This is a genomic window from Polymorphobacter megasporae (assembly GCF_018982885.2).
Taxonomy (GTDB): domain Bacteria; phylum Pseudomonadota; class Alphaproteobacteria; order Sphingomonadales; family Sphingomonadaceae; genus Polymorphobacter_B; species Polymorphobacter_B megasporae.
Genome location: NZ_CP081848.1, coordinates 1,126,721 through 1,148,574, shown reverse-complemented (window position 1 = coordinate 1,148,574; position 21,854 = coordinate 1,126,721). Strand labels below are relative to the sequence as shown.

Genomic DNA, 21,854 nt, shown 5'->3' with positions numbered 1-21,854 from the left:
GGGGTAGACCTGTCGACGGATGATGAGGCAAGCGCCTATTACGCGTCCGTCACCGCGAGACAAGGGATCGACCGCCGCATGGGACTGACCGCCGCCGAGTTGCACGCCGGGATGACCGCGATCGCCGCGAAATCGCCCGCGATCGCCGCGGCGATCGACCGCGCCGGCATGCCCGAACCCCGCATCCGCGAGCGCGGCCCCGAGACGCTGATGCGGGCGATCGTCGGGCAGCAGGTCTCGGTCAAGGCGGCCGACAGCATCTGGGCCAAGCTGAGTCTAGCGTGCGGCGGCTTCACCGACCTGTCGGCGGTGCTCGACGTGCCGGTGGACGACCTCCGCGCCGCCGGCCTGTCACGCCAGAAGGCAGCATATATCCACGCGCTCGCTCACGCCTGCGTTCACGACGGGCTCGACTTTGCCGCGCTGCCGGCGGACGACGAGGAAGCGATTTCGCGACTGATCGCGGTCAAGGGCATCGGGCGGTGGTCGGCGGAAATCTATCTGCTGTTCGCCGACGGACGCCCCGACATCTTCCCGGCGGGCGACCTTGCCGTCCAGATCGAACTGGGGCGCATCCTTGGCCTCGACGCCCGCCCGAGTGAAGCCGCAACACGCAAGCTCGTCGCCGAGTTCGCGCCATATCGCGGCGCGCTCGCGGTGTTCCTGTGGCACCATTATACGCTGATCGGCGCGGCGGGTGCGATGGGTCAGGGGCCGATCTAACTCGGCGCGTGCTCCGGGGCGGCCACGTTGCCATCGGTCAGATCGAGCTGTTCGTAGTGCGGCTCCCGCGACCGCCGCCGGACCAGCGAGCCGACCGGCACCGAGAAATCGGCGGTCAACGTGTAGCGCTCGATCCGGTAATGGCCGGGAGCGTCATCGCCCAACGTCGCCGCCGATGGCGTGTACCGCCGCCCCCCGATCATCTTGACCAGCGGCGCCGCCCATGTCGAGGATCGCGAACTGCGCAAAACCTCGGGTTTATCGACACTCCCGTCGGCGGCGATGCCGAAGCCGATGTCGACCCATTGCAGGCCGATGAAGTCGCTCGACTTGCCGACGCGGTCGACCGGAATCTCGAACGGATCGCGGTAGAACGGGTCGGTCGGCTGGGGGAACGGCGGGCTGTAGACGAGCAGCGGCTGGCCGGGGTCGGGCTCGGCGGCGATGTCGCGCAGCACCGCATCGATCGCCGCCTTGTCGCCACGGTCCCGCGCGATCCGCGCGGTCAGGACGCGTGCGACGAGCCGGTACGGGCGCGCGTCATCGCCGGGCGTAGCGGCGAGTTCGGCGAGAAGGCGCAACGCCTCCGAATCGAGCTTGGTCTTGTGCAGCGCCCACGCCCAGTGAAGGTCGGCGGAAACGGCGATCGACGGCTGGCCCGCCGCACGCGCTTCGGCGGCAACCTTGCGATACGCCGAAAACCCGTCTCGCCGGTCGTTTGCCAGCCGCAGGTCGGCGACGCGCAGGTCGGCCCACAGCCGGTCGGGGCTGCCTGCGGGCAGAAATTCGTGCGTCACCCGGGCGCTGGCATAGGTCGCGGCGCGGACGTCGCGCTGCTCGCCGTAATGCGCCGCGACATTCGCCTGCGCGAGATAGAGCTGCGACAAGGCGACCGGCTCGACGTTGCCCGCCCCCGCCTGCCGCCGCACCGCCTTCGCGAGGACAGCGCGCGCGCCGACGTAATCGCCGCTGCGGAACTGCGCCTCGGCGTAGCGGATCGACACGACGATATCCCGCTTCGGCGAGCACGACGCGGCGATGCACGCATCGACCGCGGCGGCATAGTCCTTGAGCCGCGTTCCGGTGATGGTGATTGCCTGCTCCGGCGGCGACAACGGCGACGCCGCGGCGATCGGTGCGGCGAGGATGAGGGCGAGCAGCGCGATCGGCATAATGGCCTCCAAGGATGCTGCCGGCAGATTGTGACGCCTCCGTCGCCGAGTCAATCACGCCGGATGACGCGGCGGCAGCGGCGGTTTATGGTGGCGCTCCACCCGCGCGAGGCCCCGTGACCCAAAGCTATTTCGTCAAGACCTTCGGCTGCCAGATGAACGTCTATGATTCGGAGCGGATCGGCGAGTTGCTCGAGGCCGAGGGCTATGCCGCCGCGCCCGACGCCGCTCGCGCCGACGTCGTCGTGCTCAACACCTGCCACATCCGCGAAAAGGCGGCCGAGAAGGTCTATTCCGACATCGGCCGGCTGAAGGCGTCGCGGCGGCCCAACGGGATCAAGCCGGTCGTCGTCGTCGCCGGTTGCGTCGCGCAGGCCGAGGGGGCGGAGATCGTCCGCCGCGCCCCTGCGGTCGACGTCGTCGTCGGGCCGAACGCGTATCACCGGCTGCCGGCGATGCTCAAAGCGGGCGGGGTCGACACCGACATGCCGGTCGAATCGAAGTTCGCCGTCCTGCCGCCGCGCCGCGCCGTCGTGCCCGCGTCGGCGTTCCTCACGGTGCAGGAGGGCTGCGACAAATTCTGCACCTTCTGCGTCGTGCCGTACACGCGCGGCGCCGAGCTTTCGCGCCCCGCCGACGCGCTCGTCGCCGAGGCCGAGGCGCTCGTCGCGGGCGGTGCGCGCGAACTCACGTTGCTCGGGCAGAACGTCAACGCCTATCGCGATGTGACGACGTCATTCGCCGATTTGCTGGCGCGGATCGCCGCCGTGCGGGGCTTGGTGCGCCTGCGGTACACGACGTCGCATCCGCGCGACATGAACGACGAGCTGATCGCCGCGCATCGGGACCTGCCGCAGCTGATGCCGTACCTCCATCTGCCGGTGCAGTCGGGATCCGACCGTCTTCTCAAGGCGATGAACCGCGCCCACACCCGGGCGAGCTATCTTGCGATCCTCGACCGCCTCCGCGCCGCCCGCGCCGATATCGCGCTGTCGGGCGACTTCATCGTCGGTTTTCCGGGCGAAACCGATGCCGATTTCGCCGCAACCCTCAGCATCGTGCGCGAAGTCGGCTACGCCCAGGCGTACAGTTTCAAATACTCCCCGCGCCCCGGCACCCCCGCCGCGACGATGGGCGAGCAGGTTCCGGAAGACGTCAAGGACGCCCGGCTCGCCGAACTCCAGGCGACGATCGGCGAAACCGCGCTCGCGTTCAACCGCGCCAGCGTCGGCAAGCGCTGCGATGTGTTGCTCGAACGCCCCGGTCGCCGCCCCGGACAGCTGATCGGCAAGTCGCCATGGCTGCAATCGGTATTCGTCGTCTCGCCATCGGCGAAGATCGGGGATATCGTCACCGTCGACCTGATCGATGCCCAGCCCAACAGCCTCGAAGGAGCGCCTGTGATCCTGACCCGAGCTGCCGCCTAGTGCCGAAGAAACCAGCGCCCCGGAGCAGTTCGGGTGGGGGAACGCGTTCCGGCGGCGGCAGCGGCTCGCGTCCGCAGCGCCCGGGATCTCCGGTAACCGGCGCGAGCGACCGGGTCCGGCTCGAGCTCGAATACGACCGGCCGCAACTGCTCGGGCCGCTGTTCGGCCAATACGACCAGAATTTGATCGTCCTCGAAAACCGGCTCGGCGTTTACATCGCGGCGCGCGGCAACAAGGTGTCGATCGAGGGTGAGGCCGACAGCGCCGCCCGCGCCCGCGATATCCTGATAACCCTCTATAATCGCTTGACGCAGGGCCATGGCGTCGACGTCGGCGATGTCGAGGCGGCGGTGCTGATGAGCGCCGAGCCGACGCTCGCCGGGCTGACCCTCGCCGACGACGGCGGTCCCAATCCGGCGGTCGTCATCCGCACCCGGCGCAAGACGATCGTGCCGCGCTCGCCGACGCAGGTGAAATATATCGAGGCGCTCGGCCGCGACGACGTGATCTTCGCGCTCGGGCCGGCGGGCACCGGCAAGACCTATCTCGCGGTGGCGCAGGCGGTCAGCCAGCTCGTCGCTGGATCGGTCGACCGGCTGATCCTGTCGCGCCCTGCGGTCGAGGCGGGCGAGCGGCTCGGCTTCCTCCCCGGCGACATGAAGGACAAGGTCGATCCGTACCTGCGCCCGCTGTACGACGCGCTCTACGACATGCTGCCGACCGAGCAGGTCGAGCGGCGGCTGAGTTCGGGCGAGATCGAGATTGCCCCGCTCGCGTTCATGCGCGGCCGGACGCTGGCGAACGCGTTCATCATCCTCGACGAGGCGCAGAATACGACGCCGCTCCAGATGAAGATGTTCCTGACCCGCTTCGGCCAGGGCTCGCGGATGGTCGTCTGCGGCGACCCGAACCAGGTCGACCTGCCCAACCCGGCATCGTCGGGGCTCGCCGACGCGGTCCGCAAGCTCGACGGCATTCCCGGCATCGCGACGCTCCGCTTCAGCTCACGCGAAGTCGTCCGCCACCCGATCGTCGGCGCGATCGTCGAGGCGTACGAGGGACCGCCGCAGGATGGCTGAAGCGCGATGCTGACCGTCGACACCGAAGTCGCTGACGGAGACTGGGGCGACGCTGACTGGGAGGGCATCGCGTCCGCCGCCGTCGCCGCCGCGCTCGCGCAGACGACGCATGCGCATCTCGACCGCACGGGCTATGCCGTCGAGGTCGCGGTGCGGCTGACGAGCGATGCCGAGGTCCACACCCTCAACGCGCAGTACCGGCACCAGGACAAGCCGACCAACGTCCTGTCGTTCCCGATGGTCCAGCCCGACATGCTCGACGGCCTCGCCAACTCCGACGACGGCGAGGTGCTGCTCGGTGATATCGTACTGGCATACGAAACCTGCGCGGCCGAGGCGGCGGCCAAGGGGCTCAGCCTTATCGATCATGCGCGCCATCTGATCGCGCACGGCATGCTCCACCTGCTCGGCCTCGATCACGGCGACGATGCCGCGGCCGAGCATATGGAAGCGCTCGAAACCGCCGCACTGGCGACACTCGGGCTTGCCGATCCGTACGCGGCGACCGATTAAGGGATATGGCCGACCCCCACCCTAGCACCGACTTCGCCACACGGCTGTGGCGAGGTCTCCGAACGATGATCGGCGGCAGCGGTGCCGAGCCGACGCTCCGCGAAAGCCTCGAGGAGGCGATCGACGAGCATGTCGGCGAGCCGGCCGACCGCGACGACCTGTCGGCGGTCGAGCGGACGATGCTCAAGAACCTGCTCCACTTCGGCGAACGGCTGGTCGACGACGCCGCCGTGCCGCGCGCCGACATCGTCGCATTCGACGTCGACGACCGCTTCGCCGATCTCGTCGAGCTGTTCCGCGAGGCGGGCCACAGCCGCCTGCCGGTGTTCGAGGGCAGCCTCGACAACGTCGTCGGCATGATTCACATCAAGGACGTCTACACCCGCATCGCGACGACTTTCGACGACGCGGTCAGCTCGAAGCCGTTCACCGACTTCGATGTCCGCACCCTGCTCCGCACCGTCCTGTTCGTGCCGTCGTCGATGCGCGTCCTCGACCTGCTCGCGCGGATGCGGTCGGGGCGGACGCACATGGCGATCGTCGTCGACGAATTTGGCGGCACCGACGGGCTGGTGACGATCGAGGATCTCGTCGAGGAAATCGTCGGCGACATCGAAGACGAGCACGACGAGGATGGCGCGAAGCTGCTCCAGGCAATCGGCGACGATATGTACGAGGCCGACGCCCGGCTCGAACTGTCGGAGCTCGAGGAAACCACCGGGCACGTCTTCGCGGCCGAGGAAATCGGCGGCGAGGTCGATACGCTCGGTGGCATGGTGTTCATGCTCGCGGGGCGCGTTCCCGCGGTCGGCGAGATGATCGACCATCCCTCGGGCTGGCGCTTCGAGGTGATCGACGGCGACCCGCGGATGGTCCGGCGGTTGCGGCTGTATCCCCCGGTCCCCGCCGCATAGAATTCGCTGTCCTACACGTCCCCGCTCGCACTAGCGTTCGCCGAACGAAACGAAAGGTCGAACGATGGCGCAACCCGAAACACGCGGAGATCGGAAAGCGAACCGCGGCGGTTGCGCGGGGAGAGGGTTTCGTTTCGACGTGGCGTCAACTTCGTCAACTTCCAGATTTCCGGCCCGCGCCGCCTTGTACCTGATCGGTGAGCCGCGCCGCGTGCAGGGCGCGGTCTTTACGTCGCCGTGTGGCGGCGTTAACGAAACAAGCGGTTGATTGGGAACGACATGATGCGATTCGCGGTGGCTGCATTTGCCTTGGCATCACTGACGACGCAGGCGTTCGCGCAGGAACGTCCCGTCCACGGCGGAACGACCGCCGGGGCCGAGACGCCGCGCGGCGCTGCGCGGCGGGGCACGACCGCCGAGCCCGACGAAGCCGGCCGCGGCGACGCAACCAACACCCAGCCCGCCGGCGATCCGCGCGCGGCGCGCGCCCGCGAGAACAAGCTTGGCGACAGCGACGTCGCCACCGCGCCGATCCGCGAATTGCGCGTCCCGTCGCGCCACACCGCGACGATCGGCGGGCGGAGCATCGCCTACACCGCGACCGCGGGAACGGTGACGATCCGCGACGACGACGGCAAGCCGACCGCAAGCATGTTCTACGTCGCCTACACCACCGGGGACCCGGGGCGTCCGGTAACCTTCCTGTACAACGGCGGTCCGGGCTCCTCGACGCTGTGGCTCCACATGGGGTCGCTCGCGCCGGTGCGGGTGCGGACCGACAGCCCGGGGGCGACTGCGGGGCCGCCGTTCCAGCTCGTCAACAATCCCGACAGCCTGCTCGACAAGTCCGACCTCGTCTTCGTCGACGCGATCGGCGCAGGCTTTTCGCGGCCGCTCGGCGACACCAAGCTCCAGTCGTTGTGGGGCACCGACGCCGACATCGACGCCTTCGCGCGCGGCATCGAGCGCTGGCTGACGATCAACGATCGCTGGAACAGCCCGAAGTTCATTTTCGGCGAATCGTACGGCACGACGCGGTCAGGGGGCCTGTCGTATCGGCTGGCGCAGGACGGGGTACAGTTGAACGGCGTCGTGCTGCTGTCGTCGATCATGAACTACGGGCGTCGTGCGGTCGGGCTCGACCAGGACCTGATCAACTATCTGCCGAGCTATGCCGCGACCGCCGCGTATCACCACCGCATCCCGGCGCCCGCCGACCTGCCCGCCTTCCTCGCCCAGGCGCGCGCATTTTCGCGCGGGCCGTATGCGCAGGCACTGGCGCAGGGGCAGGACCTGCCCGACGCCGAGCGGTCGGCGATCGCGCAGCAGATGGCGGGCTTCACCGGTCTGCCGGTCAAGTTCATCCTCGATAGCGATCTTCGCGTCGATCTCGGCCGCTTCCGCAAGGAATTGCTCCGCGACCAGCGGCGGACGCTCGGGCGCTACGACAGCCGCTTCACCGGCATCGATGTCGACGCCGCCGCTGAATCACCCGAATTCGACCCGTCGGACACCGGCATCACCGGCGCGTTCGTGTCGAGCTTTCACCACTATCTCGCGCACGACCTCGGCTTCACGTCGGACATGGCTTACCGCCCGACCTATTATTCGCAGACGCTGAAGTGGGATTTCAACCACCGCGCGCCGGGGCAGCGCGGCGGCGGCGCGACGACCAACGCCGATACCGCGCTCGATCTTTCGGCGGCGATGCGCGAGAATCCGCACCTGCTGGTCTACTCGTTGAACGGCATCTACGACATGGCGACGCCGTTCTTCGGCACCGAATACGACCTTGGCCACATGCAGATCGACCGGACGCTGCGCCCCAACCTGCGTTTCGCGTATTACCCGTCGGGGCACATGGTCTATCTCAACACCGAGGCGCTCCATTCGATGAAGGCTGACCTTGCGCGCTTCTACGACGACGCGGCGCCGCGGTAGCAAGCGGTCACGGCTCCTTCGCAGGCCCTGAATCGAGCCGCGCCGCCTCGAGCGAAATGCCGCCCGGGGGCACCGGCAGGACGTCCCACGGCAGGTCCTTCTTCTGCGTGTACGCCCAGCGTTCGAGCCAGTCGTCGCCGTTCGGCCCGGCATAAGTGTCGGGCAACGAATAAGCCGGGTCGGTCATCGCCGTGTCGAGCGATACCGGGCGCAGGTGCTCGTGGCGGAGGATTCCTGCCAGCGCACCGATGCTGTCGGCGTTGAGGCGGCTGGCATGGAGCAGGAATACGTATGCGGGCTCGCGGTCGAGCAGCATTCGCGCGGCTGAACGATACCACGGGATGATCCGGCGCGAGAAGGCGATGTATTCCCGCCGGACCTTGCGCGCCGCGCGCTTGTCGCCCCGGCCGATGTCCTCGTCATAGACCATCGCGAAGATGTCGTCGGAATTCTCCATCGTCACCGGCGCGACGCGGTAGCCGTCGCTTCGCAGCCACGCGGCAAAGCGGTCGCGGATCGCCAGCGTCGGCCCGGTCTCAAGGAACGGGAAGCGGAACCAGCGTGGCACATTGCCGTGCGCTGCGTCGAGGACCCGCGTCACCGCATCGCCCTTGGCAGCATCGGCGATATAGTCGTCGACCGGCAGCGTATCGAGCGACGGGTGCGAGAAGGTGTGGTTGCCAAGGTCCATCCCGGCATCGAGCCAGCGGGCGAGCAAAGCGGTCCGCCCCGCCGGATCGTCCTCGAGCTGGCTCTCGTTGACGAAGCCGATCGCGTGGATGTGGTTCGCCTGCAATCCCGCGAGCAACTTGCGCGTGATCGCGGCCCCGTCGGCGACCGGCTTGGTCCGCCCGAACACCGGCAGGTCGTCGAAGGTCAGCGCGACGCTGCCGGCATGGACCGGGCTTGCGGCAAGCAGGATCAACGCGATCAGCGCGCGCTTCGACATTCGGTCACTCGCCTTTGAAAAGAACCCCCAACGCGCCTTCTTTGCGCAGATCACGACCGTCGCCAAGCGGCGCTTTGACCTTCCCCCGCGCGAAGCGATAGGGTCGCCGCGTCCCCCACAACCGGAGTCGCCTGTGTCCGAAGTTCTGACGGTGACGCTCAACGGCACGATCGCCACCGTGACGATGAATCGACCGCAGGCGATGAACGCGTTGTCGCAGGCGATGCGCGCCGATCTCGCGCGGGCGATGGCGGCGCTCGACGCCGACGACGCAGTGCGCGTGGTGATCCTGACCGGTGCAGGCGACCGCGCCTTCACCGCCGGGCTCGACCTCAAGGAGTTGGGATCCGACGCCAGCGCGATGGCCGACGCAACCGGCACCGAGCCGCGCGCCAACCCCGTCAAGGCAGTCGAGCAGTGCCGCAAGCCGGTCATCGGCGCGATCAACGGCGTTGCCATCACCGGCGGCTTCGAACTGGCGCTCGCCTGCGACGTGCTCATCGCCGCCGACACCGCGCGCTTCGCCGATACCCACGCCCGCGTCGGCATCATGCCCGGCTGGGGGCTGTCGCAGAAACTGTCGCGGCTGATCGGTATCCACCGCGCCAAGGAGCTGTCGCTGTCGGGCAACTTCCTCGACGCCGCGACTGCCGAGCGCTGGGGCCTCGTCAACCGCGTCGTCCCCGCCGCGCAACTGATGGCCGCCGCGCGCGCGCTCGCCGCCGACATGGCGCAGGTCGAACCGGGCTTTTCTGCCGCTTACAAGCGACTGATCGACGACGGCTTCGCCGCGACCTTCGCCGAGGGACTGGCGATCGAACACGAGCGCGGTGCCGCCGCTAACGCTGCCGTCACCCCCGACACCATCGCCACCAACCGCGTTGCCGTCCAGGCGCGCGGGCGGACGCAGTAAGCCCGCGCCAAGTCGCGCATCTAAGGAGCCACGACCATGATCGACCTGTACTTCTGGCCGACGCCGAACGGGCACAAGATCACGTTGATGCTCGAGGAGACCGGGCTCGACTATACGATCCACCCGATCAACATCGGCAAGGGCGACCAGTTCGCCCCCGATTTCCTTAAGATCAGCCCGAACAACAAGATGCCGGCGATCGTCGACCATGAACCCGGCGATGGTGACCAGCCCGGCGGCGGCGACCCGCTGAGCATCTTCGAATCGGGGGCGATCCTGCTGTACCTCGCGAAAAAGGCGAAGCGCTTTGCCGGCGAGACGCTGCGCGAGCGCGTGACCGTCAAGGAGTGGCTGTTCTGGCAGGTCGGCGGACTCGGTCCGATGACCGGCCAGATGATGCACTTCGTCCGTTTCGCCCCCGAGCAGGTGCCGTACGGCATCAAGCGCTATACCGACGAAACCCAGCGCCTGCTCGGCGTCCTCGACCGGCGGCTGGCCGAGAGCGAGTTCACCGCGGGCGCGAATTATTCGGTCGCCGACATGTCGAGCTACCCGTGGGTTCGCGCGGTCGCCGCGTTGGGACTGATCGACGACCACGCCCACGTCGCGCGCTGGGTCGAGGCGATCGGCGCACGACCGGCGACGATTGCCGCTTACACTAAGGGCGAGGCGGTCAGCGCGCCGCCGCCTGCCGACGCGCCGAAGCCGTAGATGGCGCGCCACGACCCGCGACGGCTCGACGCGTCCGCCTATCCGTGGAGCGTCGCGGTCGAGACCCGCTTCGGCGACATGGACGTCAATTTCCACCTCAACAACGTCGCCGTTGCAGGGCTGTACGAGGAGGCGCGGGTCCGCTTCAACTGGCACATCCGCGACAGCTTTGGCGTCGGCCGCCCGCGCTTTCTCGTCGCACGGGTCGAAATCGACTATCTCGGCGAGGGCAAGTATCGCGTCCCGACATCGATCGGGGTCGCGGTCATGGCGACGGGGACGTCGAGCTGGCGGGTAGCGATGGGGCTGTTCCAGCCCGGCGGATGCATCGGGCTGTGCGACACCGTCATGGTCCATCGCGGCGATGCCGGACCCGCGCCGATCCCTGATTTGCTGCGAACCGCGCTTGGCGAATTCGCGCTGCGTCCCTAAGTACGCCTCCGCATTCACCGGAGTAAATCGATGACCGATACGCCTGAAAACCTTGTGCTGACCCTCGACGGCGGCGACGTCACGATCAAGCTGCGCAACGATCTCGCCCCCGGCCACACCGCGCGCATCGCCGAGCTGGCGAACGAGGGCTTCTACGACGGCGTCGTCTTCCACCGCGTCATTCCGGGCTTCATGGCGCAGGGCGGCGACCCGAGCGGCACTGGCAGCGGCGGCTCGAAGAAGCCCGACCTCAAGGCTGAATTCTCGAAGGAGCCGCACAAGCGCGGCACTGCGTCGATGGCGCGGACGAGCAACCCCAACTCGGCGAACAGCCAGTTCTTCATCTGCTTCGGCGACTCACCGTTCCTCGACAACCAGTACACCGTCTGGGGCGAGGTCGTGTCGGGCATGGAGCACATCGACGCCCTTCCGAAGGGCGAGCCGCCGCGCGCACCGGGCAAGATTCTCAAGGCACGCGCGGTCTGATCAATCGGGCCTGAACGAAAAAAGGGCCGCCGTTCCCGAGGGAACGGCGGCCCTTTCGGTTAGCTTAGCGCGGACCGCGCGAACGGACCGGGTTGACCACGACGCGCGGGTCGCGTGCCGGGCGTCCACCGCCGCCGCCACCGCCGCCGGCATAACCGCCGCCGCCGGCACCACGGCCGCCACCACCGCCACCGCCACCGCGACGACCATTGTTACCGTGCGGACGTGCGGCCATGCTGCGGGGATCGACGTCGCGGGGGACGTGCGGCGCGGCCTTTTCGACTGCGGCGGTCTTTGCGACCTGCGAACGGAAGTCCTCGGGCAGCGGCAGGATGTCGACCTTCATCCGGGTCAGCTTCTCGATATCGCGGAGGAACGGCCGCTCGTCGTCGGCGCAGAAGGCGATCGCCGAGCCACCGGCTCCGGCGCGTGCCGTCCGGCCGATGCGATGGACATAGCTTTCGGGGACGTTCGGCAGTTCGTAATTGATGACGTGGCTGACCGCGTCGATGTCGATGCCGCGCGCGGCGATGTCGGTCGCGACGAGAACCTTGACCTGGCCCTTCTTGAACATCTCGAGGGCGCGCTCGCGCTGGCCCTGCGACTTGTTGCCGTGGATTGCGGCGGCTTCGACGCCCGAATTGCCAAGCTGGCGGACGACGCGGTCGGCACCGTGCTTGGTCCGCGTGAAGACGAGCGCGCGATCGACGCCGTCCTGCTTGAGGATCATCTGGAGCAACGCGGGCTTCTCACCCTGGTTGACGAAGGTCACCGCCTGCGAAACGCGCTCGGCGGTCGTCGCGGCGGGCTTGACCGAGACCTTGACCGGGTCGGTCAGGTAACGCGCGGCGAGATCCTCGATAGCCTTCGGCATGGTGGCCGAGAAGAACAGCGTCTGGCGCGACTTCGGCAGCAGCGTGACGATGCGCTTGAGCGCGTGGATGAAGCCGAGGTCGAGCATCTGGTCGGCCTCGTCGAGGATCAGCACCTCGACCTTGCGCAGGTCGATTGCGCCGCGGTCGATCAGGTCGATCAGGCGGCCCGGCGTCGCGACGAGGACGTCGACGCCGTGCGCCATGATCCGCTCCTGCCGGTTGATCGGCACGCCGCCGAAGACGGTCGTGACCGACAGGCGCATGAACTTGCCGTACTGGGTGAAGCTCTCGGCGATCTGCGAGGCGAGCTCGCGGGTCGGCGACAGGACGAGGGCGCGGACGCCGCCGCGGGTCAGCGCCTTGGGGGCCTTGGCGAGCTTGTCGATCGTCGGCAAAGCGAAGGCGGCGGTCTTGCCGGTACCGGTCTGGGCGATACCGCAGAGGTCGCGATTGGCCATGACGACCGGGATCGCCTGCGTCTGGATCGGCGTCGGCTCGGTATAGCCCTTGGCTTCGAGCGCGCGGCAGATCGGCTCGGCAAGGCCGAAGTCGGAGAAGTAAGTCATTGGAAAATAGTCTTTCGTGGGCGGAGGAGCCGCACGACAATCGCTTACCGGACATCGGCAAACGAGCGCGGGCTCGTTCGACGACCCGCGTGATATGGGTAGCCTTGGTTGGCTGCGCCTGAGGTCGGGGCCTGCGCCGGAACCCGGCTGATCACGCACCCCGCCGAACGGACGGGTCCGTTGACGCGCCGCGCATATCGCTGCTGCGGTGCAACATGTCAAGCTTTGCTCGGAACGCGCGTCGCAAGGGCATATCGGCCGACCCGAGTCGGAGGTGCCTATGCTGATGGATAGTGTCAGGCCAGCTTGACGAAGTTGACGAACCTGACGCCACGTTCAATCGAAACACACTCTCCACGCATCGTTCCAGTCGAACGGCACGGCCGAAAGGGGCAGTCGTCAAACTCATCTGCCGAGCCTAGACAGAGCGGCAGCGTGTAGGACAGGCTTATTTCGCCGTGCATTTCAGGTCCAGAAGCGCTGCACCGGGGGACGCGTTAGCGATGACCGACAAAACGACGCCGTGGCCGACGCTCGATTGGCCCGCATGGCGCGAGACCGCGTTGCACCTCCAGTTGATGACGCAGGTCGCGGGCAAGGTGCGGCTGACGCTGTCGCCGTGGCTCAACCATAGCTGGCACGTCGCGCTCTACGTCACGCCGCGCGGGCTGACGACGTCGTCGATCCCGGCGGGAGCGCGGAGCTTCCAGATCGACTTCGACCTGCTTGCGGCGACGCTGCTGGTGTCGTGCAGCGACGGCGGCGAGCGGGTCATCGCGCTCGAAGCGGGATTGATAGCGGCGTTCTACGCAGCGGTGATGGTCGCGCTCGCCGACCTCGGCATCGAGGTCACGATCGACCAGGCGCCGAGCGAAATGCCCGACGCGGTCCGCTTCAGCGACGACCACGCGGTCCGTCCGTACGATGCCGCCGCGGCGCGCAACTTCCACCGCGCGCTCGTCCGCATCGACACGGTGTTCAAGGCGTTCCGCACCTGCTTCCTCGGCAAGGCGAGCCCGGTCCATTTCTTCTGGGGCAGCTTCGACCTTGCCGTCACCCGCTTCTCCGGCCGCCGCGCGCCGCTTCACCCGGGCGGTCCCGGCCTGCCGCTCGACGTGGCACGCGAAGCGTACAGCCACGAGGAATCGAGCGCGGGGTTCTGGCCGGGAAGCGACGCCTATCCGCATCCCGCTTTCTATTCCTACGCCTATCCCGCGCCCGATGGCTTCGCCGGCGCGACGGTCGCGCCTGCCGCCGCGCAGTTCGACGGCGGCCTTGGTGAGTTCATCCTGCGCTACGACGACGTCAGTGCCGCCGCCGATCCCGACGCCGCGATCATGGAGTTTCTCCAGTCGACCTATGCGGCCGCCGCCGACCTTGGCGGGTGGGACCGCGACGCGCTCGAATGCGGAGTCGGCGTGCCCGGGATACCACGCGCTGTGACGTGAAAAGCTTGTTTTGGCGGGCGAGCGGGTGCATTACCGCGATGTACCGATGTTGACCCAAAGATCCCGTTACGCGCTGCGCGCTTTGATTTTCCTCGCCCGTACCGGCAGCGTCGCCCCTGTGCCGATCAGCGTCATCGCCTCCGACCAGAAACTGCCGCGCAAGTTTCTCGAGATCATCCTGCTCGACCTCAAGAACGCCGGGCTCGTCGCGAGCTATCGCGGCAAGATGGGCGGCTACCGCCTCGCCCGCGCACCGCGCGCGATCAGCTTCGGCGAGATCATCCGCACGATCGAAGGGCCGCTCGCGCTGGTGCCGTGCGTCAGCCTGACCAAATACCACCGCTGCGCCGACTGCTACGACGAGGCGACGTGCGTGATCCGCAAGGTCATGCTGACCGTCCGCGAAGGCACCGCGTCGATCCTCGATGGGACGACGCTTGCCGACATGGTCGAACGGCGCGAAGCCGCCTGAGCGCAGGCCGCCGCACCATCGGCGCGGAAGCGGCGTAGCGCAGCTTTAGCGCGACGAATATTTTGGTCGATTGCCTAGTTACCGGGTAGAGATACGTTGTGTCCCGGTAACGACCTGCGGGAGGCGACGATGCGCGCGATAATCGGATTGACGGTACTGCTTGCGGTCGCCGCGGTGACCGCCCCGGTTCGCGCCGCGCCGGTGACTTTGCTCAACGTCAGCTACGACCCGACGCGCGAGCTGTACAAGGACGTCGACGCGGCGTTCGCCAAGGCGTGGCAGGCGAAGACCGGCGACGTCGTCACGATCAACCAGTCGCACGGCGGATCGGGCAAGCAGGCGCGGTCGGTGATCGACGGGCTCGAGGCCGACGTCGTCACGCTCGCGCTCGCCTATGACATTGACGAGATCGCCGACAAGGCGAAGCTGCTCCCGGCGGCATGGCAGAAGCGCCTGCCGAACAATTCGACGCCGTATTATTCGACGATCGTCTTCCTCGTGCGGAAGGGCAATCCGAAGGGCATCCACGACTGGAACGACCTCGTGAAGCCCGGCGTCGCGGTAATTACGCCCAACCCCAAGTCGAGCGGCGGAGCGCGGTGGAACTATCTCGCGGCGTGGGGCTATGCGACGAAGACGCTGGGTGCGGCGAAGGCGAAGGACTTTGTGACGAAGCTCTATCACAATGTTCCCGTCCTCGATTCGGGCGCGCGCGGGTCGACGACGACCTTCGTCCAGCGCGGGCAGGGCGACGTCCTCCTCGCGTGGGAGAATGAGGCGTATCTCGCGACCCGCGAGGCCGGCGGCGACGCGTTCGAGATCGTCACGCCATCGGTCAGTGTCCTCGCCGAGCCCCCCGTCGCGGTGATCGACAAGAACGTCGACAAGCACGGCACCCGCAAGGTCGCCGAGGCGTATCTGAACTATCTCTACACCCCGACCGCGCAGGAGATCATCGCGAAGGACTTCTACCGGCCGCGCGATCCGGCGGTCGCGGCGAAATACGCCGCCGCGTTCAAGCCGGTCCAGATGTTCACGATCGACCGCAATTTCGGCGGCTGGGCGAAGACGCAGGCGGTCCATTTCGCCGACGGCGGGATGTTCGACCAGATCTTCGAAGCGGCCAAACGCTGAAAATGATCCGGCGGCGGTCGATCATTCCGGGCTTCGGCCTGACCTTCGGCTTCACCGTCTTCTATCTGTGCATCATCGTCCTGATTCCACTGTCGGCAATCTTCATCAAGACCGCCGGATTGGGCTGGGACGAATATGTCGCGGTGGCGCTGTCGCGGCGCGCGCTGCTCGCGTACCGGCTGAGCTTCGGCGCGGCGGCGATCGCGGCGGCGATCAACAGCGTCTTCGGGCTGATCGTCGCGTGGGTGTTGGTCCGCTACGACTTCCCCGGCAAGCGCGTCGTCGGCGCGCTCGTCGACCTGCCGTTCGCGCTGCCAACCGCGGTTGCCGGCATCGCCCTGACCGCGCTCTACGCGCCGAACGGCTGGATTGGCGGCCTGCTCGCGCCGCTCGGGGTCAAGGTCGCGTTCGAGCCACTGGGCGTCGTCGTCGCGCTGACCTTCATCGGCCTGCCGTTCGTCGTTCGCACCGTCGAGCCGGTCCTTGCCGACCTCGGCCACGACGTCGAGGAGGCCGCTGCGAGCCTCGGTGCGGGCCGCCGCCAGACCTTTCTCCGCGTCATCCTGACCGCGATCCTGCCATCGCTCGCGACCGGCTTCGCGCTCGCCTTCGCGCGCGGGGTCGGCGAATATGGCTCGGTGATCTTCATCGCCGGGAACCTGCCCTACCGCTCGGAGATCGCGCCGCTGCTGATCGTCCAGCAGCTCGAACAATATAATTATGCCGGGGCCACGGCGATCGCCGCGACGATGCTGACGGCGTCGTTCGCGGTGCTGTTCGCGATCAACCTGCTCCAGGCGTGGGACCGCAAGCGGATGGCGCCGGAATGAAGCCGGGCGTCTCCGAACCAGCTTGGGTGCGGTGGGCGCTGATCGGCGTCGCGCTCGCGTTCCTGCTGGTCAACCTTGCGCTGCCGCTCGCCGCGGTCTTCGCCGGAGCGTTCGCCAAGGGGATCGCCGCGTTCCAGACCGCGATCGGCGAAAAGGACGCGCTCGCGGCGATGCGCCTGACGCTGATCGTCGCCGCGATCGCGGTTCCGCTCAACATCGTCTTCGGGCTCGCGGCGTCGTGGGCGATCACCAAGTTCGACTTCCGCTACAAAAGCGTCCTGATCACGCTGATCGACCTGCCGCTGTCGGTGTCGCCCGTCGTGTCGGGGCTGATCTATGTCCTGCTGTTTGGGCTCCAGGGCTGGCTCGGGCCGTGGCTGCGCGAGCACGATATCCAGATCGTCTTCGCGGTCCCCGGCATCGTGCTGGCGACGGTATTCGTCACCTTTCCCTTCGTTGCGCGCGAGTTGATCCCGCTGATGCAGGAGCAGGGCCGGACCGACGAAGAGGCGGCGCGCTCGCTCGGCGCGTCGGGGCTGCAGACCTTCTGGCACGTCACGCTGCCGAATATCCGCTGGGGATTGCTGTACGGCGTGCTGCTGTGCAACGCCCGGGCGATGGGCGAATTCGGCGCGGTATCGGTCGTCAGCGGGCATATTCGCGGGCTGACCAACACCCTGCCGCTCCACATCGAGATCCTGTACAATGAATATAATTATGTCGCCGCCTTCGCCGTCGCCTCGATCCTCGCCGGTCTCGCGCTGGTGACGTTGGTGGCGAAGTCGCTTCTCGAATGGCGCTTCCGCGACCAACTGGCGGGGGCCGGGCATTGACGGTTTCGGTCGACGGTCTGGTCAAGCGCTTCGGCGCATTCGCGGCCTTGAACGAGGTCAGCCTCGACGTCCGCCCCGGCGAATTCCTCGCGCTGCTCGGGCCGTCGGGATCGGGCAAGACGACCTTGCTCCGCGTCATCGGCGGCCTCGATTTCCCCGACTCCGGGAGCATCGCCTTCGACGGGGTGGACGTCGGCAACCGCCCGGCGCGCGAGCGCGAGGTCGGCTTCGTCTTCCAGCATTACGCCTTGTTCCGACACATGAGCGTCGCCGACAACATCGGCTTCGGGCTGACGGTCAAGCCGCGCCGCGAGCGGCCTGCCGCCAAGGATATCGCCGCGCGCGTGGAGGAGCTGCTGACGCTGATCCAGCTTCCCGGCATGGGCAAGCGCTTTCCGGCGCAGCTCTCGGGCGGCCAGCGCCAGCGCGTCGCGCTCGCCCGCGCACTCGCGGTCGAGCCGAGCGTCCTGCTGCTCGACGAGCCGTTCGGCGCGTTGGATGCCAAGGTGCGCAACGACCTCCGCCGCTGGCTGCGCGGCGTCCACGAGACGATGGGGCTGACGTCGATCTTCGTCACCCACGACCAGGACGAGGCGCTCGACCTCGCCGACCGGGTCGCGGTGATGAATGCCGGGCGGATCGAGCAGGTCGACACCCCCGACGCAGTCTACAACCGCCCGACGACCGCGTTCGTCGCCGACTTCATCGGCAACGCGAACCGCTTCGACTGCAGCCTCGACGGCGGCGCGGTCGTGATCGGCGGGATGCGGCTGGCGAACAGTGCTCCGCCCGCCGCCGACGGACGCGGGGTCGCCTTCGTCCGCCCGCATGAATTCGAGATCGCGACGGCCAGGACCGACGGGATCGCCGCCACCGTCCGGCGGATCGCCCGCACCGGCGCGCTTGCCGCGATCGAGTGTGTCGCCGCAGGGAAGACGGTCGAAGTCACACTCGATGTGGTTCCCGTCGGGCTGGCCCCCGGCGACGCGGTGTCGCTCGTCCCGACGACGGTCCGCGCCTACCCGGCGTGATCTCCGAATTTTCTGTCATCCCCGCGTAGGTGGGGATGACAAGGAGATTTAGGCTAAACCCCGTTAAACCAGCGGGCGCTTTTTCAGCTCGGCAAGGATTTCGTTGAGCACGACGACATCGGCTGGAACCGCCGCCTTCGCGGTCATCCCCGCAAGCGTCTTCGCCAGGAACTTGTTCGCCGCGCGGACAAGCATGAAAATCGCGAACGCGATGATCACGAAGTTGATCACTGCGGTCAGGAACTTGCCGTAGCCGAACAGCGCGACGCCGGCCTTCTTGAGCGCGGCATAATCCTCGAGGCTGCCGGTGTAGTTCGCCGGGATCGCCCCGAGGCGGATGAAGTGCGACGAGAAATCGACGCCGCCGGTGAGAAAGCCGATCAACGGCATGATCAGATCCTCGGTCAGCGACGCGACGATCGCGCCGAACGCAGCACCGATGACGACCGCGACCGCGAGGTCGAGAACGTTACCGCGCGCGATAAAAGTCTTGAATTCGGCAAACATCTGGCACCCCTCTGTTACGCCTGTGCAATACACCTTATCTTATAGCGGTTCGTCGCCACCTTGGGTACTGGCGGCGGATATACCCGGAACCCAAGGGAGTTATCGATGCAGTCGACCCGCCGCACCGCCGCCCGTCTCGCGCTTCCGCTGGCCCTGACCGTCGGCCTTGCCGGCTGCGGGGTGAACACGATCCCGACCAAGGAGGAGGCCGCCAAGGCCGCCTGGGCGCAGGTCGAGAACCAGTATCAGCGCCGCGCCGACCTGATTCCCAATCTTGTCGCCACCGTCCAGGGCTATGCCAAGCAGGAAAAAGACGTTCTCATCGGCGTGACGCAGGCGCGCGCCTCGGCGAACGCGATCCATCTGTCGGACGAAGATCTCAAGGATCCCGGCAAGGTTGCGGCATACGAGCAGGCGCAGAACCACGTCTCGACCGCGCTGATGCAGCTGCGTCCGCTCCAGGAGCAATATCCCGACCTCAAGTCGAACACCAACTTCATGGCTCTCCAGTCGCAGCTCGAGGGCACCGAGAACCGCATCACGATCGCGCGGCAGGACTATAATACCGCCGTGCAGGACTATAATACGACGATCCGCACCTTCCCGGCGCTGATCGGCGCAAAGGTGATCTACGGTTCCAAGCCGCTGACGCCGTTCAAGGCGACGACGGTCAATGCACAGGTCGCCCCGACGGTGAAGTTCTGACCCTTCCTCGCTTTCGCTTCGGAGCGTTCGCGCTCCTGATGCTGGTCGCGTTGTGGGCGGCGGTGGCACATGCCGCCGCCCCGGCGTTCCCGCCGTTGTCGGGACGGGTCGTCGATACCGCGAACGTGTTGCCGCCGGTGACCGTCGCGGCGCTGACCGACAAGCTCGCCGCTCTCGAGAAATCGACCGGTATCCAGCTTGTCGTCGCCACCGTCCCCGCGCTCGGCGACACGCCGATCGAGGATTACGGCTACCAGCTCGGCCGCGCGTGGGGCATCGGCCAGAAGGGCAAGAACACCGGCGCGATCCTGATCGTCGCGCCGACCGACCGCAAGGTGCGGATCGAAGTCGGCTACGGGCTCGAACCCGTCCTGACCGATGCGCTGACCTCGGTCATCATCCAGAACCAGATCATCCCCGAATTCCGCAAGAACGACATCGCCGCTGGCGTGACCGCCGGGACCGACGCGATCATCGCGCAATTGAGCGCATCGCCCGAGGTCGCGCACGCGGCGGTGGTCGATGCAACGGCGCAGCATGCCCAGGCCCGCCACCGCCCGTCGGTCGGCCCGGGCGCGTTGTTCTGGCTCGCGATCGTCGTCGTCTGGGGTGTCTTCTCGCTCGCCCGCGGCGGACGCGGACGCCCGTCGGGGATCGGCTCGGCGATCCTGTGGGGTGCGGCGTCGAGCATGCTCAGCCGTGGCGGCGGCGGCGGTAGCGACTGGGGCGGAGGCGGCGGCGGTGGCGGTGGCGGCGACAGCTTCGGCGGTGGCGGCGGATCGTTCGGCGGCGGCGGCTCGTCGGGTAGTTGGTAGAGGGGGCAGCTGGTCATGGCATTCACCGACGCCGACCGGACTGCGATCGCCGGGGCGATCACTGCCGCTGAGGCGACCACCTCGGGCGAGATCGTTGCTGTCGTCAGCGACCGTACCGACCGCTACGCCGCGACCGGGCTGACGATCGCCGCGCTGATTGCCTTCGCCCTGCCGCTCGCGGCGACGATGTTCGGTTATGGCCCCGACCAGATCGCCGCGTTGAACGACTGGAGCAGCGGCGATCCGGCGGTCGACCTGCGCCGCGCGGTCGAGGCCTATGCCGCGGTACAGATCGCCGTGTTCGCGGTCGCCGCGCTGGTGTTGACGCGCACAGGCCTCGGCGCGAAGGTTACCCCGCGCGTGATCCGGCGCGAGCGGGTTCACCGCGAGGCGCGGTCGCAGTTCAAGGCGCGCGGCATCGGCGCTACGCGGGCGAATACCGGGGTGTTGATCTTCGTCTCGCTCCCCGACCGCATTGCCGAGGTCGTCGCCGACACCGGGATCTACGCCAAGGTGCCGCCGTCGCACTGGGCGACGACGGTCCATGCATTGGTCGAAGGGATCAAGGCGGGGGCGCCGGCGAAGGGCTTCGTCGCCGCGATCGGGCTCGCCGGGGCGGTCCTCGCCGAGCATTTTCCGCCCGACGCCGACAACCCCGACGAACTCCCGAACCGCCTGATCGAGCTTTAGGCGGCGCGACCCTTTTTCAGCGCGACCGCGGTCTCGGCAATATGCTTGCCCTGGAAGCGCGCACCGTCGAGATCGACCGCCTTCGGCTGCTTCGAGCCGTCACCGCCCGAGATCGTCGTCGCGCCATACGGCGACCCGCCGTGGATTTCGTCGAGGCCCATCTGCGCCTGGAAGGTGTACGGCAGCCCGGCGACGAGCATGCCGTGGTGGATCAGGACGGTCATCGCGGTGAACAGCGTCGTCTCCTGCCCGCCGTGCTGCGACGCGGTCGAGGTGAACACGCCGCCGACCTTGCCGACGAGCGCACCGGTGAACCACAGCGGGCCCGTCTGGTCGAGGAAGTTCTTCATCTGCGCCGCCATGTTGCCGAAACGGGTCGGGGTGCCGATGATGATCGCGTCATAGTCGGCGAGCTCGCCCGGGGTCGCGATCGGGGCGGCCTGATCGGTCTTGTAGTGCGCGCCCGCAGCGACTTCAGCCGGAACGAGTTCGGGGACGCGCTTCACGGTGACTTCGACGCCAGCAACGCCGCCGGCACCCTCGGCGATTGCGGTGGCGAGCTTTTCGACATGTCCCCAGCTCGAATAATATAGCACCAGAACCTTGGTCATCGGTCGGACTCCTTAAGTCGCAAGCGCGAACGATAACGCGCAGGCTGCCATTTGGGCCTTTTCGATCGCCGTGATAA

At 67.6% G+C, this 21,854-nt stretch carries 24 protein-coding genes; 19 read left to right on the top strand and 5 right to left on the bottom strand.

Features of this window, described 5'->3' with window-relative positions; genetic code table 11:
- Positions 1 to 78 precede the first annotated feature (78 nt).
- Complete coding sequence (locus tag KTC28_RS05315) at positions 79 to 723, top strand: DNA-3-methyladenine glycosylase family protein (protein WP_216710542.1); 645 nt, start codon at positions 79 to 81, stop codon at positions 721 to 723.
- On the opposite strand, the gene KTC28_RS05310 is transcribed toward KTC28_RS05315, so the two are convergent.
- Positions 720 to 1,895 (bottom strand): hypothetical protein, encoded by a 1,176-nt coding sequence (locus KTC28_RS05310; protein ID WP_216710543.1) that lies wholly within the window; start codon positions 1,893 to 1,895, stop codon positions 720 to 722. The two genes, KTC28_RS05315 and KTC28_RS05310, sit on opposite strands and share 4 nt — an antisense overlap.
- 155 nt (positions 1,896 to 2,050) lie before the next feature.
- Here KTC28_RS05310 and miaB point away from each other — a divergent pair, with 155 nt between their 5' ends.
- The 5 genes from miaB (at position 2,051) to KTC28_RS05285 (ending at position 7,769) form a co-directional block, all read left to right on the top strand.
- Positions 2,051 to 3,322, top strand: a complete 1,272-nt coding sequence (miaB, locus tag KTC28_RS05305; protein WP_255602414.1) for a tRNA (N6-isopentenyl adenosine(37)-C2)-methylthiotransferase MiaB — start codon at positions 2,051 to 2,053, stop codon at positions 3,320 to 3,322.
- Entirely contained in the window at positions 3,322 to 4,401 is a 1,080-nt protein-coding gene (locus tag KTC28_RS05300; RefSeq protein WP_216710545.1) for a PhoH family protein, read from the top strand. Before miaB ends, KTC28_RS05300 begins: the two co-directional genes overlap by 1 nt.
- 6 nt (positions 4,402 to 4,407) lie before the next feature.
- A complete protein-coding gene (gene ybeY, locus KTC28_RS05295; protein ID WP_216710546.1) occupies positions 4,408 to 4,914 on the top strand; it encodes an rRNA maturation RNase YbeY in 507 nt (168 codons plus the stop codon).
- Positions 4,915 to 4,919: 5 nt separating this feature from the next.
- Positions 4,920 to 5,828 carry a hemolysin family protein gene (locus KTC28_RS05290; protein WP_216710547.1) on the top strand — a complete coding sequence of 303 codons (909 nt, stop codon included), beginning with the start codon at positions 4,920 to 4,922 and terminating at the stop codon, positions 5,826 to 5,828.
- Between the two features lie 279 nt (positions 5,829 to 6,107).
- Entirely contained in the window at positions 6,108 to 7,769 is a 1,662-nt protein-coding gene (locus KTC28_RS05285) for a S10 family peptidase (protein WP_255602292.1), read from the top strand.
- A 7-nt stretch (positions 7,770 to 7,776) separates the two neighbouring features.
- On the opposite strand, the gene KTC28_RS05280 is transcribed toward KTC28_RS05285, so the two are convergent.
- The gene (locus tag KTC28_RS05280) at positions 7,777 to 8,718 is read right to left on the bottom strand and encodes a polysaccharide deacetylase family protein (protein WP_216710548.1); all 942 of its coding nucleotides are present in this window, start codon (positions 8,716 to 8,718) and stop codon (positions 7,777 to 7,779) included.
- A 133-nt stretch (positions 8,719 to 8,851) separates the two neighbouring features.
- Here KTC28_RS05280 and KTC28_RS05275 point away from each other — a divergent pair, with 133 nt between their 5' ends.
- Genes KTC28_RS05275 through KTC28_RS05260 form a run of 4 tightly spaced genes read left to right on the top strand, consistent with a single transcriptional unit; the run spans position 8,852 to position 11,260 of the window.
- Positions 8,852 to 9,631 (top strand): enoyl-CoA hydratase, encoded by a 780-nt coding sequence (locus KTC28_RS05275; RefSeq protein ID WP_216710549.1) that lies wholly within the window; start codon positions 8,852 to 8,854, stop codon positions 9,629 to 9,631.
- Between the two features lie 36 nt (positions 9,632 to 9,667).
- Positions 9,668 to 10,342: a glutathione S-transferase N-terminal domain-containing protein gene (locus tag KTC28_RS05270; protein ID WP_216710550.1), complete on the top strand. Its 675-nt coding sequence runs from the start codon at positions 9,668 to 9,670 to the stop codon at positions 10,340 to 10,342.
- Positions 10,343 to 10,774, top strand: a complete 432-nt coding sequence (locus KTC28_RS05265) for an acyl-CoA thioesterase (RefSeq protein ID WP_216710551.1) — start codon at positions 10,343 to 10,345, stop codon at positions 10,772 to 10,774. It abuts the gene before it with no gap.
- A 30-nt stretch (positions 10,775 to 10,804) separates the two neighbouring features.
- The gene (locus KTC28_RS05260) at positions 10,805 to 11,260 is read left to right on the top strand and encodes a peptidylprolyl isomerase (RefSeq protein ID WP_216710552.1); all 456 of its coding nucleotides are present in this window, start codon (positions 10,805 to 10,807) and stop codon (positions 11,258 to 11,260) included.
- 64 nt (positions 11,261 to 11,324) lie between these two features.
- On the opposite strand, the gene KTC28_RS05255 is transcribed toward KTC28_RS05260, so the two are convergent.
- Positions 11,325 to 12,701 carry a DEAD/DEAH box helicase gene (locus tag KTC28_RS05255; RefSeq protein ID WP_216710553.1) on the bottom strand — a complete coding sequence of 459 codons (1,377 nt, stop codon included), beginning with the start codon at positions 12,699 to 12,701 and terminating at the stop codon, positions 11,325 to 11,327.
- Between the two features lie 503 nt (positions 12,702 to 13,204).
- Between KTC28_RS05255 and KTC28_RS05250 the strand changes: the two genes are divergently transcribed.
- The 6 genes from KTC28_RS05250 (at position 13,205) to KTC28_RS05225 (ending at position 18,449) form a co-directional block, all read left to right on the top strand.
- Positions 13,205 to 14,149: a DUF5996 family protein gene (locus KTC28_RS05250; protein ID WP_216710554.1), complete on the top strand. Its 945-nt coding sequence runs from the start codon at positions 13,205 to 13,207 to the stop codon at positions 14,147 to 14,149.
- Between the two features lie 46 nt (positions 14,150 to 14,195).
- The gene (locus KTC28_RS05245; protein WP_216710555.1) at positions 14,196 to 14,621 is read left to right on the top strand and encodes an RrF2 family transcriptional regulator; all 426 of its coding nucleotides are present in this window, start codon (positions 14,196 to 14,198) and stop codon (positions 14,619 to 14,621) included.
- 129 nt (positions 14,622 to 14,750) lie between these two features.
- Positions 14,751 to 15,755 (top strand): sulfate ABC transporter substrate-binding protein, encoded by a 1,005-nt coding sequence (locus KTC28_RS05240; RefSeq protein ID WP_216710556.1) that lies wholly within the window; start codon positions 14,751 to 14,753, stop codon positions 15,753 to 15,755.
- A gap of 2 nt (positions 15,756 to 15,757) precedes the next feature.
- Positions 15,758 to 16,585 carry a sulfate ABC transporter permease subunit CysT gene (cysT, locus tag KTC28_RS05235; RefSeq protein WP_216710557.1) on the top strand — a complete coding sequence of 276 codons (828 nt, stop codon included), beginning with the start codon at positions 15,758 to 15,760 and terminating at the stop codon, positions 16,583 to 16,585.
- Positions 16,582 to 17,418 carry a sulfate ABC transporter permease subunit CysW gene (gene cysW / locus KTC28_RS05230; RefSeq protein WP_216710558.1) on the top strand — a complete coding sequence of 279 codons (837 nt, stop codon included), beginning with the start codon at positions 16,582 to 16,584 and terminating at the stop codon, positions 17,416 to 17,418. The genes cysT and cysW overlap by 4 nt, the downstream gene beginning before the upstream one ends.
- On the top strand, positions 17,415 to 18,449 hold the full coding sequence (locus tag KTC28_RS05225) for a sulfate/molybdate ABC transporter ATP-binding protein (protein WP_216710559.1): 1,035 nt from the start codon (positions 17,415 to 17,417) through the stop codon (positions 18,447 to 18,449). The genes cysW and KTC28_RS05225 overlap by 4 nt, the downstream gene beginning before the upstream one ends.
- Positions 18,450 to 18,512: 63 nt before the next feature.
- Here KTC28_RS05225 and mscL read toward each other — a convergent pair whose 3' ends face one another.
- Positions 18,513 to 18,956 carry a large conductance mechanosensitive channel protein MscL gene (gene mscL, locus KTC28_RS05220; RefSeq protein WP_216710560.1) on the bottom strand — a complete coding sequence of 148 codons (444 nt, stop codon included), beginning with the start codon at positions 18,954 to 18,956 and terminating at the stop codon, positions 18,513 to 18,515.
- Positions 18,957 to 19,061: 105 nt separating this feature from the next.
- Here mscL and KTC28_RS05215 point away from each other — a divergent pair, with 105 nt between their 5' ends.
- From KTC28_RS05215 to KTC28_RS05205, 3 genes are read left to right on the top strand one after another with little or no spacing between them, the layout of a single operon-like run.
- Positions 19,062 to 19,661 (top strand): LemA family protein, encoded by a 600-nt coding sequence (locus KTC28_RS05215; protein WP_216710561.1) that lies wholly within the window; start codon positions 19,062 to 19,064, stop codon positions 19,659 to 19,661.
- Positions 19,662 to 19,699: 38 nt separating this feature from the next.
- Positions 19,700 to 20,476: a TPM domain-containing protein gene (locus KTC28_RS05210; RefSeq protein WP_216710562.1), complete on the top strand. Its 777-nt coding sequence runs from the start codon at positions 19,700 to 19,702 to the stop codon at positions 20,474 to 20,476.
- Positions 20,477 to 20,491: 15 nt separating this feature from the next.
- On the top strand, positions 20,492 to 21,166 hold the full coding sequence (locus tag KTC28_RS05205) for a TPM domain-containing protein (protein ID WP_216710563.1): 675 nt from the start codon (positions 20,492 to 20,494) through the stop codon (positions 21,164 to 21,166).
- Here the strand turns inward: KTC28_RS05205 and wrbA are convergent.
- Positions 21,163 to 21,777: an NAD(P)H:quinone oxidoreductase gene (gene wrbA, locus KTC28_RS05200; RefSeq protein ID WP_216710564.1), complete on the bottom strand. Its 615-nt coding sequence runs from the start codon at positions 21,775 to 21,777 to the stop codon at positions 21,163 to 21,165. The two genes, KTC28_RS05205 and wrbA, sit on opposite strands and share 4 nt — an antisense overlap.
- Positions 21,778 to 21,854 lie beyond the last annotated feature (77 nt).

Excerpts from the sequence above, each read along its gene's own strand:
- KTC28_RS05210 (WP_216710562.1), top strand. The coding sequence starts at position 19,700 with ATGCTGGTCGCGTTGTGGGCGGCGGTGGCACATGCCGCCGCCCCGGCG.
- KTC28_RS05245 (WP_216710555.1), top strand. The coding sequence starts at position 14,196 with ATGTTGACCCAAAGATCCCGTTACGCGCTGCGCGCTTTGATTTTCCTC.
- KTC28_RS05255 (WP_216710553.1), bottom strand. The coding sequence starts at position 12,701 with ATGACTTACTTCTCCGACTTCGGCCTTGCCGAGCCGATCTGCCGCGCG.
- KTC28_RS05285 (WP_255602292.1), top strand. The coding sequence starts at position 6,108 with ATGATGCGATTCGCGGTGGCTGCATTTGCCTTGGCATCACTGACGACG.
- KTC28_RS05260 (WP_216710552.1), top strand. The coding sequence starts at position 10,805 with ATGACCGATACGCCTGAAAACCTTGTGCTGACCCTCGACGGCGGCGAC.
- KTC28_RS05215 (WP_216710561.1), top strand. The coding sequence starts at position 19,062 with ATGCAGTCGACCCGCCGCACCGCCGCCCGTCTCGCGCTTCCGCTGGCC.
- mscL (WP_216710560.1), bottom strand. The coding sequence starts at position 18,956 with ATGTTTGCCGAATTCAAGACTTTTATCGCGCGCGGTAACGTTCTCGAC.
- KTC28_RS05280 (WP_216710548.1), bottom strand. The coding sequence starts at position 8,718 with ATGTCGAAGCGCGCGCTGATCGCGTTGATCCTGCTTGCCGCAAGCCCG.
- ybeY (WP_216710546.1), top strand. The coding sequence starts at position 4,408 with ATGCTGACCGTCGACACCGAAGTCGCTGACGGAGACTGGGGCGACGCT.
- KTC28_RS05250 (WP_216710554.1), top strand. The coding sequence starts at position 13,205 with ATGACCGACAAAACGACGCCGTGGCCGACGCTCGATTGGCCCGCATGG.
- KTC28_RS05290 (WP_216710547.1), top strand. The coding sequence starts at position 4,920 with ATGGCCGACCCCCACCCTAGCACCGACTTCGCCACACGGCTGTGGCGA.
- miaB (WP_255602414.1), top strand. The coding sequence starts at position 2,051 with ATGAACGTCTATGATTCGGAGCGGATCGGCGAGTTGCTCGAGGCCGAG.
- KTC28_RS05270 (WP_216710550.1), top strand. The coding sequence starts at position 9,668 with ATGATCGACCTGTACTTCTGGCCGACGCCGAACGGGCACAAGATCACG.
- cysW (WP_216710558.1), top strand. The coding sequence starts at position 16,582 with ATGAAGCCGGGCGTCTCCGAACCAGCTTGGGTGCGGTGGGCGCTGATC.
- KTC28_RS05265 (WP_216710551.1), top strand. The coding sequence starts at position 10,343 with ATGGCGCGCCACGACCCGCGACGGCTCGACGCGTCCGCCTATCCGTGG.
- wrbA (WP_216710564.1), bottom strand. The coding sequence starts at position 21,777 with ATGACCAAGGTTCTGGTGCTATATTATTCGAGCTGGGGACATGTCGAA.
- KTC28_RS05310 (WP_216710543.1), bottom strand. The coding sequence starts at position 1,895 with ATGCCGATCGCGCTGCTCGCCCTCATCCTCGCCGCACCGATCGCCGCG.
- KTC28_RS05240 (WP_216710556.1), top strand. The coding sequence starts at position 14,751 with ATGCGCGCGATAATCGGATTGACGGTACTGCTTGCGGTCGCCGCGGTG.
- KTC28_RS05205 (WP_216710563.1), top strand. The coding sequence starts at position 20,492 with ATGGCATTCACCGACGCCGACCGGACTGCGATCGCCGGGGCGATCACT.
- cysT (WP_216710557.1), top strand. The coding sequence starts at position 15,758 with ATGATCCGGCGGCGGTCGATCATTCCGGGCTTCGGCCTGACCTTCGGC.
- KTC28_RS05315 (WP_216710542.1), top strand. The coding sequence starts at position 79 with ATGGGACTGACCGCCGCCGAGTTGCACGCCGGGATGACCGCGATCGCC.